The 13960-nt window shown below is 56.8% G+C and carries 14 protein-coding genes and 3 pseudogenes; 8 read left to right on the top strand and 9 right to left on the bottom strand.

Annotated elements, in window-relative coordinates; genetic code table 11:
- Positions 1–435 precede the first annotated feature (435 nt).
- Positions 436–1227 (top strand): hypothetical protein, encoded by a 792-nt coding sequence (locus tag MUN82_RS07540; protein ID WP_245096332.1) that lies wholly within the window; start codon positions 436–438, stop codon positions 1225–1227.
- Positions 1228–1390: 163 nt separating this feature from the next.
- On the opposite strand, the gene MUN82_RS07535 is transcribed toward MUN82_RS07540, so the two are convergent.
- Positions 1391–1810, bottom strand: coding sequence for a hypothetical protein (locus tag MUN82_RS07535; RefSeq protein WP_245096331.1), 420 nt, complete (start codon positions 1808–1810; stop codon positions 1391–1393).
- 264 nt (positions 1811–2074) lie between these two features.
- Here MUN82_RS07535 and MUN82_RS07530 point away from each other — a divergent pair, with 264 nt between their 5' ends.
- Positions 2075–2287: a hypothetical protein gene (locus MUN82_RS07530; RefSeq protein WP_245096329.1), complete on the top strand. Its 213-nt coding sequence runs from the start codon at positions 2075–2077 to the stop codon at positions 2285–2287.
- 278 nt (positions 2288–2565) lie between these two features.
- Here MUN82_RS07530 and MUN82_RS07525 read toward each other — a convergent pair whose 3' ends face one another.
- The 4 genes and pseudogenes from MUN82_RS07525 to MUN82_RS07515 all read right to left on the bottom strand — a co-directional run bounded on the left by MUN82_RS07525 (position 2566) and on the right by MUN82_RS07515 (position 4682).
- Positions 2566–3177, bottom strand: a complete 612-nt coding sequence (locus MUN82_RS07525; protein ID WP_245096327.1) for a hypothetical protein — start codon at positions 3175–3177, stop codon at positions 2566–2568.
- Between the two features lie 13 nt (positions 3178–3190).
- A pseudogene (locus MUN82_RS22420) lies at positions 3191–3286 on the bottom strand (hypothetical protein); the annotation flags it as partial.
- 253 nt (positions 3287–3539) lie between these two features.
- A pseudogene (locus MUN82_RS07520) lies at positions 3540–3799 on the bottom strand (YeeE/YedE family protein); the annotation flags it as partial.
- Between the two features lie 58 nt (positions 3800–3857).
- Entirely contained in the window at positions 3858–4682 is an 825-nt protein-coding gene (locus tag MUN82_RS07515) for a sulfite exporter TauE/SafE family protein (RefSeq protein ID WP_245096326.1), read from the bottom strand.
- A gap of 246 nt (positions 4683–4928) precedes the next feature.
- On the opposite strand from MUN82_RS07515, the gene MUN82_RS07510 reads away from it, so the two are divergent.
- A complete protein-coding gene (locus MUN82_RS07510; protein ID WP_245096324.1) occupies positions 4929–5450 on the top strand; it encodes a BLUF domain-containing protein in 522 nt (173 codons plus the stop codon).
- Between the two features lie 50 nt (positions 5451–5500).
- Here the strand turns inward: MUN82_RS07510 and MUN82_RS07505 are convergent, their stop codons facing one another.
- Entirely contained in the window at positions 5501–5857 is a 357-nt protein-coding gene (locus MUN82_RS07505) for a Dabb family protein (protein ID WP_245096322.1), read from the bottom strand.
- A gap of 123 nt (positions 5858–5980) precedes the next feature.
- Complete coding sequence (gene accC / locus MUN82_RS07500) at positions 5981–7489, bottom strand: acetyl-CoA carboxylase biotin carboxylase subunit (protein WP_245096321.1); 1509 nt, start codon at positions 7487–7489, stop codon at positions 5981–5983.
- Between the two features lie 233 nt (positions 7490–7722).
- Between accC and MUN82_RS07495 the strand changes: the two genes are divergently transcribed.
- Positions 7723–8964, top strand: a complete 1242-nt coding sequence (locus MUN82_RS07495; RefSeq protein WP_245096319.1) for an aminotransferase class I/II-fold pyridoxal phosphate-dependent enzyme — start codon at positions 7723–7725, stop codon at positions 8962–8964.
- A gap of 249 nt (positions 8965–9213) precedes the next feature.
- Positions 9214–9387: pseudogene (locus MUN82_RS07490) on the top strand (BF3379 family histone-like protein); the annotation flags it as partial.
- 274 nt (positions 9388–9661) lie between these two features.
- Here the strand turns inward: MUN82_RS07490 and tyrS are convergent.
- Positions 9662–10957 (bottom strand): tyrosine--tRNA ligase, encoded by a 1296-nt coding sequence (gene tyrS / locus MUN82_RS07485; protein ID WP_245096317.1) that lies wholly within the window; start codon positions 10955–10957, stop codon positions 9662–9664.
- Positions 10958–11144: 187 nt separating this feature from the next.
- Here tyrS and holA point away from each other — a divergent pair, with 187 nt between their 5' ends.
- Positions 11145–12203 (top strand): DNA polymerase III subunit delta, encoded by a 1059-nt coding sequence (gene holA, locus MUN82_RS07480; protein ID WP_245096316.1) that lies wholly within the window; start codon positions 11145–11147, stop codon positions 12201–12203.
- A 39-nt stretch (positions 12204–12242) separates the two neighbouring features.
- Here holA and MUN82_RS07475 read toward each other — a convergent pair whose 3' ends face one another.
- Positions 12243–12848, bottom strand: coding sequence for a 2,3-bisphosphoglycerate-dependent phosphoglycerate mutase (locus MUN82_RS07475; protein ID WP_245096314.1), 606 nt, complete (start codon positions 12846–12848; stop codon positions 12243–12245).
- A gap of 186 nt (positions 12849–13034) precedes the next feature.
- Between MUN82_RS07475 and MUN82_RS07470 the strand changes: the two genes are divergently transcribed.
- The gene (locus MUN82_RS07470) at positions 13035–13481 is read left to right on the top strand and encodes an Xre family toxin-antitoxin system antitoxin (protein ID WP_245096312.1); all 447 of its coding nucleotides are present in this window, start codon (positions 13035–13037) and stop codon (positions 13479–13481) included.
- Between the two features lie 3 nt (positions 13482–13484).
- On the top strand, positions 13485–13946 hold the full coding sequence (locus MUN82_RS07465) for an RES family NAD+ phosphorylase (protein ID WP_245096310.1): 462 nt from the start codon (positions 13485–13487) through the stop codon (positions 13944–13946).
- Positions 13947–13960 lie beyond the last annotated feature (14 nt).

The raw sequence follows: 13960 nt of genomic DNA, 5'->3' as shown, positions 1-13960 counted from the left end.
AAAAACACCTCTCCGATAGGCCAGGTTTTCTGGTGATTTCGCACAGAAAGAAACTTGGTGCAAGCGTATGGAGAAGTTTCAGCAGCGTACGACGGCCCTCATTCTTGGCTAGGCCGTTCAGCAGCATGAAAGCGCGTGGCTACCGGCAATGATACGTATAGACTAGCCAATGTTGAACATATGGTTTCTTAGTGGTTACTAGACTAGATCATCTGTGGGCGTGGGCTTGCTTTTCTTGCGGGGCGTCGGTCGATTAGCGCGGTGTAGGTTCTTTAGCAGAAACTTCTCCATGCCGTTAGGGGGCGCAGGAGTTCTTGCCTGTTAGCAGGGGAAGAAAAACTCCACTTCTTGCAGGCGTCCCTTCTTAAATAGCATCTGGCCGCCGGCTCGGATGTGAAACGGTCAGCGTCTTCCGAACCGGCGACTCGTCTGCGTGTGACGCTGAAAGAGTTGCTCACGGATATTGCTACCTGTTATGATGCAGGCTGGTTTGTGGATGAGCAGACCGGCTATCTGCGCCTCGAACACCGGGCCTGGCTGGAAGCACGAGACATCGCGCCGCTGGATATCAGCGAAAAGGGGTATTTGAAATACAGCTATGCGCGTGAGCAAATGCCGCGCGTAGAACGCTTGCAAGTCGTGCATGCCAGCACCGGTGACGTGGCTATTGACTTCCAGGAAGGTGGTATTCAGTATGGCGGGAACTGCGTCAACCAGACAGAGGGGCAGAATGAGAGCATACGCATGGCCTCTTTGATTATGGGCGACATTCGGGGGTTACTACTAAACGGAGACAGCTTGCCCAATACCAGTCTATGTTTGCTCGTTGCCACACCGCTACAAGCCGGGGAGTTGACACAGCAGGTGGAAGCCGGTAACCGAGCCGTGGCTGCATCAGAGTTATTGAAGCGATACCACCGACGGGGACGTGTTATCGCAAGTGGTGTACTGCTACCTAGCAAGCAGTACGTGCACTTCGACTCGGTACGACCTACCATCCAACTAGAAAAGGCCTCTACCTGCGTCAGTCTACAGGAAATAACGTTGCGACGGCTACTAACGACTGTCTATGGCCTCAATGGACGCCTGCAACGAGCAGAGGAGGATCTGGCTACTGGTATGACCGCAGTAATTGCCTGCCATACTATTTCTGAACCCACGTCGTCTATGCCTAGCTTCGATCGAATGTTTGCTGCCGAACAGTTTAATCCTGAGCAGTTCGGATAACAGAGTAGTGTCGTATGTTTCGATAAATTACTCTTCTCCACCAAGACTATCACCTACTTATCCACCTAGTAGAAGTAGCCACTCCTTCCTTTCTGGCAACACGTCCCGAACGCCCCCGCTTCAGTGGGGGCGTTTGCGCTTTCAAGCTATGGTTTCGCGCTCGTTACGGTTGGGCACACGTGAGCAAGTAGGCGTGGGCTTCTTCCAACGTCGTGAACGCATCGGAGCAATGATGCTTGCGCGCCTCCTGTTGTAGCTCGTAGATGCCGAGTCGCGTCAGGGCGTTGTCGGCCAGCACGTAGGCTGTACAGAGTCGCTCGGGGCGCAAGATGTGGCCACCGTACCATTCTTCCATGAGCAGCATTTTATCGGGGGTGGACAGGGGTTCCATGGCTTGCATATCCACTAGGATGCGCTGCCAGCTACGGCGTAGCAGCAAGTTGCCTAAGTGCGTGAGCAAGGCCCGCAACTCAGCGGGCTCGCGTTTGACTGGGTGGTAGCGCACCAGTGCATAGCCGGCTGCATGCTCGGTGATGCGCCCGACGGCATTCTCAAAGTAGATGGGTTGAATGGAGTGTGGCATACGCTAGAAAGTCAGCGTCTCAAAGCTACCAGAAAGAAGCACTACTTCCCCATGGCTCACAGCGGGACAAGGAAGTAGTGCTGTGCGCAGCGCCGTACGCCGTAAGCTATCGGGAACGAGCTATGAGGTATATCCCTATTTCTATAAAAGATTTGCTGTTGGTACATATATTGCTAATCACTTCGGTGTCAACTGCTAATCACAACAAGTTGTATTATTCAAACACACTTTGTAACCATACAACTATCCTTTACCCCCTCCTATATGCAACGTGTTCCCCTGACCGCCGAGATTGTACGCGATCAAACCAGTTACCTAGGCCGCATTTTAGAAATTACGGGCATCAACTCCCACGGCACGACGGCAGACGAAGCCTATCAGAACTTACTGCGCGCCACGCAGGGGCTGCTGCGCTATAAGCTGCCGGACCGCACGATGGCGGACGTACTGATTGTACGAGAAGACCGAGCATATTAAGCGCGCTCACCCGCTCCAGGAGAAGCTACCGTTCTTTGGCAGTGCAAGAAAAGAAGCTTTCTCAAAACTTTTTCATCTACTGACCAGGGTAGTAGCGCACTTCTTCGACTATAGAGGAATACACGCCCTAGTCTATTGCAACGCAAACGCCCCGGCCAGATTGGTCGGGGCGTTTTGTATTATCATGCTTTCTGTATGTAGTTACTCTCGCTCTTGATATTGTACGCGAAACGTCCGTGGCTGTTGCAGAACTATACTGCTGTTAGCTAGTTTCGCGGCTACTTGGCCGATTGAGTAGTTGGTGACTCCTCTTCCTCCGTTGGACTAGGTAGATCAGACGCCGTATAGCAGGCTTGGGTAGGGCTGTTGCCAAGCCCAGGCGCTGTTGGGACTGATGTTTCAGCAGCTTTTTCAGACTTATAAGCAACCGCTGCTAGCAGCATCGTTTTGTTCAGGGCCCGCGCTTTGCCTGGCTTGACGGAAATACAGGCCTCGGGACAGGTAAGACTGTCATGCGTTTTATCGCTTACCAGCCGCGCCTGCGTGTGTTGCGCGCCCAACGGGCTGCTGGTGGTGACGTGGCGGTGGGCACGACGTGCGGCCTTTTGCCGTAAGTGATGGGCCGGGGCCGAGAGCACCGCGCTGGGGTGCGGCGGTTCTGGGGTGGCTTCGAGGGGTGCCGCGGCGACGGGCCCGGACGTCGTCGGCAGTGGGTGCTTTTCCTGGAGGCGGTCGAGCGAGACATTTGCCTTCACAGGCGCCGAGTCGATGGCCTGCGTATCCCCGCTCACCAAGTCCCGGGCCACGCACTGGGCAAGGACGTGGTCGAATAGGCGCTCGAAGACGTGTGCGGCTGATCGTGGAATGCCACGGTAACTCTTCGTCCACATCGTAGCCCAAGCAGTAGAGGATGTCCAGTCGCAGAGCGCAGTGCTCGACCAGGCGCCGGTCACTGACCACGTTCTCTAGCCTGCCGATCAGCACGAGCTTGAAGAACACAACCGGGTCGAGCGAGTGCTGTCCCGTGTGGCTGTAGAGCGTTTTGGTCTCCTGATAAAGAAAGGGTCAGTCGACAAGCTCGGTCAACCGGCGATAGAAATTGTGCCGCGGCCCACGCTCGGAAAGCCGAAAGCGTGTGACCTCTTTATTAATGAAGTGCTTTTGGCCTTGCATGCTGCATTTTACGCATCACCTTCACAAACAGGTGAGGAGTTCTGCAACAGCCAGGCAGGTTTTTCATGATAAGCAACGGTTAGAACAACAGCGGATACAGTAGCAGACTGCCCGCAAAAAGGCCCACTACGGCGACCAACGATACCCATTGCAGGTTAGACAGCCCCGAAATGGCATGGCCCGAGGTGCAGCCCCCGCGTAGCGCGTTCCGAAGCCCACCAGAAAGCCGCCCAGCACAAACCACAGGTTCCAGCTTTCCCGGCGCCAGTTGTAGGGCAAAAACGGAATGCCTGCGGGCACGCAGGCCGCGCACACATGGCGCAGAGAGCTGCTGATGCCCAAGGGGTAGGGTAGATAAAACGTGAAGCGAAACAGGCCGGCTACGGTAGCTGGTCTTTCAGAAAGCGGAAAACAGTAGCTCGCGCAGTAAGATGAACGTGCCCATCGCCAGCGTAAACCAGCCGAAAGCAGGCTTTAGCCGGGCGTTGGGAATAAAGCGAGCCAGGAAAGAGCCCAGCACCATACCGGCCAGCGCAAAGGCCATAAAGCCCAGCAGAAACGGCCAGTCGATGGGCGTGCCCGCACTTAGGTCGCCAGTGAAGCCGATGAGCGAGTTGGTGGCAATGATGACCAGCGACGTGCCTACGGCCCGCTTCATGGGTAGGCGGGCGCCCAGCACCAGAGCCGGAATGATAAGAAAACCGCCTCCTGCTCCCACAAAGCCAGTTAGCGCCCCCACCACCAAGCCAATGCCCATCACGAGAGCGTACGTAAGCGGCGGTTGGGCAAGGCGCATTTCACTTTGCCCGGCTCCGGCGTCTGCGTACGACCCACGAATCATAGGTAGGGCCGCCCCTACCATCAGCAGCGCAAAAACCAACAGCACCAGCAGGTCTTTTGTGAACACAAAGTCGCCGATGGTAAACAGCGTGTGCGGTATAATAGGCATCAGCAGCTTCCGCACCGCAAAAATGGTGACCAGCGAAGGCAGCAGAAAAACCACCGCCACCGGCAGGGAGACCAGGCCTTTACGGAAGTAGCCCGATGCCCCTACAACGGAGGTAGAACCCACTACAAACAGCGAATAGGCAGTGCTCAGCACTGGACTAACGCCCATTAAGTAGACTAGCACTGGTACCGTCAGGATGGAGCCGCCACCGCCCAGCACACCCAGAGATAAGCCAATGAAGATGGCTGCAAAATAGCCGAGGTAGGGAAGCATAGGGGGCTCAACGAGATGAAATCATGATAATATCAGAGTGAGCCTCAGCCACGACGATGCTATTTAGTAGGAAGTGATAACAAGTACTGTGCAGATGAAAGGCTAACAATCAGGTATTTGTGCTTTTTATAGGAAGTATAAAGCGGGGTACACGGGCACATCACGCTACCTTTAGGGCCGGGCTACGTACACGGGCGGGTGGAATCACCGTTAACAGTCTCGCAGCGTCACCACGCGCTCCTGCGTTTGGCCGCTGCCACGTCAGCCTTGTCGTTGCCAGAACTACCCGAATACCTGGCGGCTACCGCTGGTGGCGGGCCGCAAGTGGTACCCGCTGCCCCCATCATACAGCTGATATACCGGAGCCGGGCTCGGCAGTCTTTCTCCGAAGCCGACCTGATTGATCTGCTGGAAGAAGCACGGGCCCACAACCAGCAACACGGTGTTACGGGCCTACTTTTTTACCACGATGGTCATTTCGTGCAGTTTCTGGAAGGCAGCGCCAGCGTTGTAGAACCGCTCTACGCGCAGATTCAGCAAGACCCCCGGCACCAGCAGATTACAACCTTGTATCGCGCCGAGCAGCCGCAGCGGGTGTTTGCTGGCTGGGCCATGGCCTTTGCCGACCCAGATCCGGAGGAGTTTTACTGGTTGCTAGATTACCTGCAAACGCAACGGCACCGCCTGCTACTACCCAAAATTCCTATCACCGACCCTACGTTGCTGACCCTGCTGGCGGAGTGGCGCCGCGACTACCCAACTACGTGAGTCCAGCCGGCACACCACTCCGCGCAAACCAAGTACTTCCTCAGAAAAGACTAACGCACTGGTAGATCAGCCGGTGCTGGCCCTACCGAGTCGTAGATAACCACTCGCTCCCAGTAGCGGGCATACTGCTCCCGAAACTCGTCGTGCAACGGATGCTGCTGGTAGTGCGCTTCGGCCTCTGCATCATCGAAAAAGCACAGCCAGGAATACGTGTACGTACGCTCGATAACGGCGCGGTTGGTGGCGGCAGGCGTACCAATATGCGCCAGCCTGACGGAAGGAATTTGCCGGAGCAGTTGCAGGCCCTCCAGCAACTTCGCCTTATCGGCGTCGGTAGCGGTGGCGGGCATGTAGAACAGCACGTGGTGCACAAACAGCTCTTGTGGGAGCGACGGGGTGGTAGACATAAGGGTATGAGAATGAACTAGTGGGACTTTGATAAGATGATACATCGGGTCGAATGACGCGAATCTATACGGTGTGGCCAGCGCCATCTGGTACCGAAACGGAACAGATGGCCGCGCAAGTGCCTACCGTCGGCCCAGCCGGTTCTGCCGCCACGCCGAAACCGTCGTGCTGCTTGTTTCGGCTGCCGAGGCTGTCTGTGGTTTCTTGGTTTCCAGCAGCATGGCAGCCAGCATGGCCGCTACCTGGGCCGTGGCCTCGTCGGGGGTAGGGGGCACGAGAGCGTCGGCGGGGAAATGGTCGCGGATGAAGTTGGTATCAAAGTTTCCCGACACGAAAGCGGGGTGCTGGAGCACGTAAGTACCAAAGGGTAGGGTAGTGGCAATGCCGGTAATCTGGTACTCGGCAATAGCGCGCAGCATCCGCTCGATGGCCTCCTGGCGGTTGTGGCCGTAGGTGATGAGCTTGGCTATCATCGGGTCGTAGTAGATCGGGATATCCATGCCCTGCTCAAACCCATCATCCACGCGCACGCCGGGGCCTTGCGGGCGCACGTAGGTGGTAAGCGTGCCGATGTCGGGCAGGAAGTTGTTCTGCGGGTCCTCAGCGTACACGCGCAGCTCCAAGGCGTGGCCGCTGATGTGCAGGTCGTCCTGCCCGAAGCGCAACGGCTCGCCCCGTGCTACCCTAATCTGCTCTTTCACCAGGTCGAGGCCCGTGATTAGCTCCGTCACGGGGTGCTCCACCTGCAAGCGGGTGTTCATCTCCAAAAAGTAGAAGTTGTGCTGTTCGTCGAGCAAGAACTCCACTGTGCCGGCGCCGGTGTACTGGCAGGCGCGGGCTACCTCCACAGCGGTCCTACCCATAGCGTCGCGCAGCTCAGGCGTGAGCACCGACGAAGGCGCTTCTTCAATCACCTTCTGGTGGCGGCGCTGAATAGAGCACTCCCGCTCAAACAGGTGCACAATGTTGCCGTGCTCATCGCCCAGCACCTGTATCTCGATGTGGCGGGGCGCACCGATATATTTCTCAATAAACACGGCCCCATCGCCAAAGGCCGAGGTAGCCTCCGACACGGCCAGTTGCATCTGCTCGGCAAACTCGTCGGCCGAGTTCACCACGCGCATGCCCTTGCCTCCCCCGCCGGCCGAGGCCTTGATGAGGATGGGGAAGCCTACCTCCGTGGCAATCTGCCGGGCGGCGGCCACGTCCGTAATGGCTTCTTCGGTGCCCGGCACCAGCGGAATGTTATAGGCTTTGGCTGCCTGCTTGGCCGAGAGCTTGTCGCCCATCATCTCCATCGCCTCTGGGGTAGGCCCCACAAAAATCAGCCCCGCCTCGCGCACCATGCGGGCAAAGGCGGCATTTTCGCTCAAAAAGCCGTAGCCGGGGTGAATAGCATCCACGCCCAATTCGCGGCACACGGCCAAAATCTTGTCGCCGCGCAGGTAGCTTTCGGCGGAGGTAGGCGGCCCTATGCACACGGCCTCATCGGCGTAGCGCACATGCAGGGCATGGCGGTCAGCTTCGGAGTAGATGGCCACGGTTTGCAGACCCATTTCCTTGGCCGAGCGCAGCACGCGCAGCGCAATTTCGCCACGGTTGGCTACCAGAAGCTTCTTGATTTCTTTCATATAGGGGTGGGGTGGGGAGGTGCTAGTGGGTGATTTATGTCCTCCTGAGCAGCGCAGTTTACGCCAAAGAAACACCTTTTCTGCCTACTCAAAAAAGCGGGTGCAGCTGACGCAAATCAGTTGGACGCCACCGGGCCGGACCCTACTTTTGCTTTTTAGTTAACTTTGTCTTCTTAGGCGCGTTCTGCACTGGCAATACCCGTCTGTTTTTCACACACTAAACCCGTTCCTTCGTGGATCTTTTCAACAAGATAGCCGCCAACCGCGGCCCGCTGGGCAGCCACTCGCACTACGCGCACGGCTATTTCACATTTCCCAAACTGGAAGGCGAAATCAAGCCCCGCATGATTTTTCGCGGTAAGGAGGTACTCACCTGGAGCCTCAATAACTACCTGGGCCTGGCCAACCACCCCGAAGTACGTCAGGCCGACGTAGACGGCGCCGCCCAGTATGGTATGGCCCTCCCCATGGGTGCCCGCATCATGAGCGGCAACTCCAACCTACACGAACAGCTGGAAAGCGAGCTGGCCGACTTCATCAAGAAGCCCGACGTAATGCTGCTCAACTTTGGCTACCAGGGCGTGGTGTCGATTATCGACGCCATTGTGAACCGCCACGACGCCATTGTGTACGACGCCGAGTCGCACGCCTGCATTATTGATGGCGTGCGCCTGCACCAAGGCAAGCGCTTTGTGTACCCGCATAACAACATCGAAAACCTGGAAAAGCAGCTGGAGCGCGCCAAGCGCCTCACCGACGAAACCGGCGGCGGCATTCTGGTGATTACCGAAGGCGTATTCGGCATGTCGGGCAACATGGGCAAGCTGAAAGAAATTATCGCCCTGAAGGAAAAATACGAGTTCCGCCTGTTCGTTGACGACGCCCACGGCTTCGGTACGATGGGTGCTACGGGTGCCGGTACGGGCGAAGAACAGGGCGTGCAGGACGGCATCGACCTATATTTTTCGACGTTTGCGAAGTCTATGGCCAGCATTGGCGCTTTCGTAGGCGGCGAGGAAACGGTAATTGAATATTTGCGCTACAACATGCGGAGCCAGATTTTCGCCAAATCCCTCCCCATGCCGCTGGTAGTAGGTGCCCTGAAGCGCCTAGAACTGCTGCGCACCAAGCCCGAGCTGAAAGACAACCTCTGGACTGTGGTACGCGCCCTGCAAACCGGTTTGCGCGAAAAAGGCTTCAACCTAGGGACTACCCAGTCGCCGGTAACGCCCGTGTTCCTGAACGGCGAAATATCGGATGCTACCCAGATAACCTTCGATCTACGAGAGAATTACGGCATTTTCTGCTCTATTGTGGTGTATCCGGTGGTGCCGAAGGGCGTTATCATGCTCCGCCTGATTCCGACGGCTATGCACTCGCTGGCCGACGTAGACGAAACTATTCGTGCTTTCGAAGCCATGGCCGAAAAGCTTGATAAAGGGCTGTATTCGAAAGCCCAACTGCCGGCCGAATAGCCGCTCTTACGGTTGTGTTTTCTACACAAGGCCCGCGAATCACTCGATTCGCGGGCCTTGTTTTTTGCATTAATCTAAGTGGATGAATGCTGTAGTTGACCGCGGATAGGGGATGAAATTAGAGGAAAATGCCTCTACGAGGCACCTAAGGGCCTTTTGAAAAAAAAGTGAAGTATTGCTTGTATTTGAAATCCCAGTATATTAGGGCCGTTCAATCAATATATTCCACACCCCTAAAACCTCTCTCAAATGAGCAATTTCAGCAAATTGAAGGACCTGGTAATGTCTCTGGAAGGCGACTTCGAAAAGTTCTACGACAAGCAAAACTCGGCTGCCGGCACGCGTGTACGCAAAGGCATGCAGGAGCTGAAAAACCTGGCCCAGGAAATCCGCACAGAAGTACAGAACGCTAAGAACTCGGCTTCAGAAAGCAAGGCAGCCCCTGCCGCTCCTGCTGCCAAGAAAGCTGCTCCAGCTAAGAAAAAGTAATCACGGATTCTGGCAGATATATCGGATTCGTCGGATTTTGTGGATGATTAATGAAAGAGCCCGGCTGAAAAGCCGGGCTCTTTTACTTGTAATAGCTAGCCTGGTACGAATTAGCAACTGGATGTGCTACTCGGCAGAGACTCTGAAAGACCACACAGAACCGACTACAAAATCCTTGTCATTCGAGAAATCCGCCAGAATCCGTGGTTCAGACGAGTTTGATGAGGAAATAGCTCTTGCCCTTCTGGGCTACCAGATACTTGTCGAGTAGGGCAGGCACCGCCGTGGCCGACTGGTCGAGAGCGACTTTCTGCCGGTTGATTTTCACGCCATTGTTCTGCACCATTTTGCGCGCCTCACCCTTACTGGCGAAGATGGCGCCGTTGGTAGCTGTACTCAACAGAGTCAGGGCATCTAGGTCGGCCAGGTCGGTCCGGTTCACCTCCACGTGCGGTACGCCGGCAAATACGTCCAGCAGAGTAGCCTCGTCAAGCGTAGCCAAGTCGCCGCCGCCAAACAGGACTTGCGAGGCAGCCAGAGCCGCCTCGTAGGCCGCTTCGCTATGTACCCGGACGGTCACAGCTTTGGCCAAGGCTTTTTGCAGGGTGCGCAGGTGGGGCGCCTGGGCGTGCTCGGCTTCCAGCGCCTCAATTTCCTCTTGACTCAACAGCGTAAATACACGGATGAGGCGGGGCGCATCGGCGTCGGCAGAATTTAGGAAAAACTGGTAGAACTGGTAGGGCGACGTCATTGTAGGGTCGAGCCATACGGTGCCGGTTTCGCTCTTGCCGTACTTGGTGCCATCGGCCTTGGTGATGAGCTGGCCAGTCAGAGCGTAGGCCTTGGCATCACCGTTAGTCATGCGCCGAATGAGCTCCGTGCCGGTAGTGATGTTGCCCCACTGGTCTGAAGCACCCATTTGCAGGGTAGTACCTAGCGTTTCGTAGAGGTGGAAGAAGTCGTAGCCCTGCAAGAGCTGGTAGCTGAATTCCGTATAGCTCAGGCCATCGGCACCAGATTCTTCGTTTCCGCTGATACGGCGCTTCACCGAATCTTTTGCCATCATGTAGTTCACCGTGAGGTGCTTGCCCACGTCGCGCAGAAATTGCAGGAAGCCGATTTCCTTGAACCAGTCGTAGTTGTTCACCACGCGGGCGCCGGTAGGGCCTTCCGAGAAATCCAGAAACTTCTCCAGCTGCGCCCGAATACCAGCCTGGTTGGCACGCAGGGTCGTTTCATCCAGTAGATTGCGCTCGGCCGATTTACCCGACGGGTCGCCAATCATGCCGGTAGCGCCGCCTACCAGCGCCACGGGGCGGTGGCCAGCACGCTGCAAGTGCACCAGCAGCATAATGGTAGCCAGGTTGCCAATGTGCAACGACGGCGCCGTGGGGTCGAAGCCGATATAGCCCGTCACGGGCTGGCCGGTGCTCAGGTGCTCTTCAGTACCGGGCATCATGTCGTGAAACATGCCCCGCCAGCGGAGTTCGTCTATTAAATTCAAGAGTGAAGGTGTGAAGTCGTGAAGTTGTGAAGGAAAAACGCTGCACAACGAATAGTACAAAGGTAGAAAGGACAATGGTACCTTTGCAGTAGAATTGTCTTTATGCGCAGTTTGCTGCTGTTGCGTTTCAGCGCTTCCTGCCGCGACACGCCCCAAGTTCACAGCTTCACCTTTCACAACTTTCCCTTTGACGCTATCTACCGACGAAGTGCTGGCCCAGCTGCGCCAGCGGCAGTTTCAGCCCGTGTACGTGTTGCAAGGCGAGGAGCCGTACTACATCGACCACGTGGCCGACATCATCGAGCAAACCGCTTTGGCCGAGCACGAGCGGGGGTTCAATCAAGTGATACTGTACGGCAAGGATACCGATGTGGCGGGTATCCTGAACCAAGCGCGGCGCTTTCCGATGATGGCCGAGCGCTCGGTGGTGCTAGTGAAGGAAGCCCAGGCCGTAGCTGATCTGGAAAGCGAGAAGGCGTGGCCGTTTCTAGAGGCCTACCTCAAGAATCCGCTGCCTAGTACGGTGCTAGTGCTCTGCTATAAGCACAAAACCCTCGACTCGCGCAAGAAGCTGGGCAAGCTACTGGCCGCCAAAGACACCCGGGCAGTTGTGCTCACTAGCAACCGCCTCTACGATAACCAAGTGCCCGCCTGGCTGACGGCCTACGTGCGCAGCAAGGGTCAGCAAATCACGCCTCAGGCCACCGCCATGCTGGCCGAGTACATCGGCACCGACCTGAGCCGGCTGATCAACGAGGTGGATAAGATGCTGCTGAACCTACCCGCCGGCCAGCCTATTGATGACGACCTGGTGCAGAAAATGGTGGGTATCAGCAAGGAATACAACATCTTCGAGCTGCAAAGTGCCCTCATCCGCCGCGATGTGCTGAAGGCTAACCGCATCCTACTCTACTTCGAGGCCAACCCCAAGGCCAGCCCGCTGATTCCCAACCTCACGCTGCTGTTCAACTACTTCTCGCGTTTGTTGGCCCTGCACCAGCTACCCAATCCCACTGACGCCGACTGGACGCGCCTAGGTCTGAAAAGCACCTTTGCCCGTAAAGACTATCAAACAGGCCTCAAGGTCTTCACACCCGAGCGCACCCGCGCCATCATCCACCTCATCCGCCGCGCCGATGCCCAGAGCAAAGGCATCGACTCAGGCTCGATGAGCGATGGCGAAATCCTGCGCGAGCTAGTGTGGCTGATTCTGCACCCCGTACCCTTGCAGGCGGTGGTAGGGTAGGTTATAAAAGAATGTCATGCTGCGCAGCATGACGTTCTTTTATAAGTCGCGCATTTCTTTGATGTGGAGCGCGCTGTCCAGCTCGTAGACGCGGGCGCCGCCGGTCGGAATTTCCAAGCCCTTCACATGCTCAGCCGAAAAATGCTCTAGGTACATGCGGAGGGCCCGCAGCGAGTTGCCGTGCGCTACTACCAGCACGTGCTGGCCGTGGCGCAGCGGGGGCACAATAGCCTGTTCGTAATAGGCCACTACCCGGTCCTGAGTCTGGTGCAGGCTCTCGCCGCCGGGCGGGGCTACATCGTAGCTGCGGCGCCACTGGTCTACCTGCTCCTGGCCGTATTGCTGCACCGTAGCCGCTTTGTTGAGGCCTTGCAAATCACCGTAGTAGCGCTCGTTCAGGGCGGCGTTGTAGTGCGTCGGAATATCGGCCTGACCCAGCTGGCGCAGCATAATGTCGAGGGTGCGCCGGGCGCGAAGCATGTCGGAGCAGAACGCCGTATCGAAGTGAAAGCCGCGGAGCTTAGCGGCAGTTTCCTGGGCTTCCTCTTCCCCTTTGGGCGTCAGGGCTACGTCAAGGCTGCCCGTGAAGACGTTTTGCAGGTTGGAAACCGATTGGCCGTGGCGCACCAGCACGAGTAGAGACATGAGGGTAGGGTTGCATGAAGACGGCCAAGACCGTTGAACTATGGCAGCCAAGGTGCTACCTCTTCCGTGAACAGCCAATGAAGCGCTGGTTAGGAAGTGTAAGAGAGACTGACAGGAAACTATGGGAAATATTTCCACGTTAGTGAGAAATATTTCCCATCTTCGGGAATTATTTTCTGCTACGCCATGACTGCCGCTGCTCGTCCATCCCATCAAAAATCCCGCTCCGTGAAGTGGGCCGCCTGGAAACTCACCAGCCAGGATTCTTTTGCCCTGGTGATGACGGCCCGCAAAGGTATTCCGGCCGCTACGGCCTTCGAGGTAGCTGAAGCGTACCATTGGCCAGCCAGCCAGCTCGAAGCTGTGTATGACTTGTCGACCAAAACGCTGCGCAGCTACTCCCAGGAAAATAAGCCCCTAAGCGCCACGGCCAGCGAGAAAACCCTGAAAATCATTGCGCTCTACCAACTCGGAGTAGAGGTGTTCGGCGAAGCTGCGGCCTTCCTGCGCTGGCTGGATAAGCCCGCTCACGGCCTCGACCAGGAAGTGCCCCTGCGCCTGCTCGAAACCAGCGGCGGTATTGATCTGGTAGAGGAAGAGCTGACGCGCATTGCCTACGGCGACCTAAGCTAAGCCGTGCACGTCTACCGCATCTGCCTCACCAAATACGCCGACGACCTGTTTGCCTCCGGACGCCGAGCCCGTTGGAACTACCAGGACCGCTTCGTTATCTACACCGCCGCCAGCCGGGCGTTGGCTTGCCTTGAAAACGTGGTGCATCGCGGTGGCGAGGGCCTCAACGACCAGTTCAGCGTGCTCGTCATTGAGATTCCCGATGACTTGCTGATCGAGGAAATCACCTTGGACCAGTTGCCGCCCGATTGGGAGCGGGCCAGCCGCTACGCCGTGTGTCAGCCCCTAGGCGAAGCGTGGTACGCTGCCCGCCGCGCCGCCGTGCTGCGCGTGCCTTCATCTATTGTGCCGCAGGAGTTTAACTATATCCTCAACGCCCGTCACCCCGAGTTTCGGAAGGTGCAGATTGTGAGACGCGAGGAATTCCGGTTTGATGCGCGAATAAAAGCCGCTGAGAACAGCTGATTTCCCGGAGGGCT

Origin of the sequence: Hymenobacter aerilatus (genome assembly GCF_022921095.1) — a bacterium.
Lineage (GTDB): Bacteria > Bacteroidota > Bacteroidia > Cytophagales > Hymenobacteraceae > Hymenobacter > Hymenobacter aerilatus.
The sequence above is the reverse complement of the archived record's forward strand: the minus strand, read 5'-3'. Positions and strand labels throughout refer to the sequence as shown.

What these genes read in the sequence shown, in the direction of transcription:
- accC (WP_245096321.1), bottom strand. Translation starts at nt 7,489, where the DNA reads ATGAAAGAAATCAAGAAGCTTCTGGTAGCCAACCGTGGCGAAATTGCG.
- MUN82_RS07515 (WP_245096326.1), bottom strand. Translation starts at nt 4,682, where the DNA reads ATGCTTCCCTACCTCGGCTATTTTGCAGCCATCTTCATTGGCTTATCT.
- MUN82_RS07470 (WP_245096312.1), top strand. Translation starts at nt 13,035, where the DNA reads ATGACTGCCGCTGCTCGTCCATCCCATCAAAAATCCCGCTCCGTGAAG.
- MUN82_RS07530 (WP_245096329.1), top strand. Translation starts at nt 2,075, where the DNA reads ATGCAACGTGTTCCCCTGACCGCCGAGATTGTACGCGATCAAACCAGT.
- MUN82_RS07535 (WP_245096331.1), bottom strand. Translation starts at nt 1,810, where the DNA reads ATGCCACACTCCATTCAACCCATCTACTTTGAGAATGCCGTCGGGCGC.
- MUN82_RS07505 (WP_245096322.1), bottom strand. Translation starts at nt 5,857, where the DNA reads ATGTCTACCACCCCGTCGCTCCCACAAGAGCTGTTTGTGCACCACGTG.
- MUN82_RS07475 (WP_245096314.1), bottom strand. Translation starts at nt 12,848, where the DNA reads ATGTCTCTACTCGTGCTGGTGCGCCACGGCCAATCGGTTTCCAACCTG.
- MUN82_RS07525 (WP_245096327.1), bottom strand. Translation starts at nt 3,177, where the DNA reads ATGTGGACGAAGAGTTACCGTGGCATTCCACGATCAGCCGCACACGTC.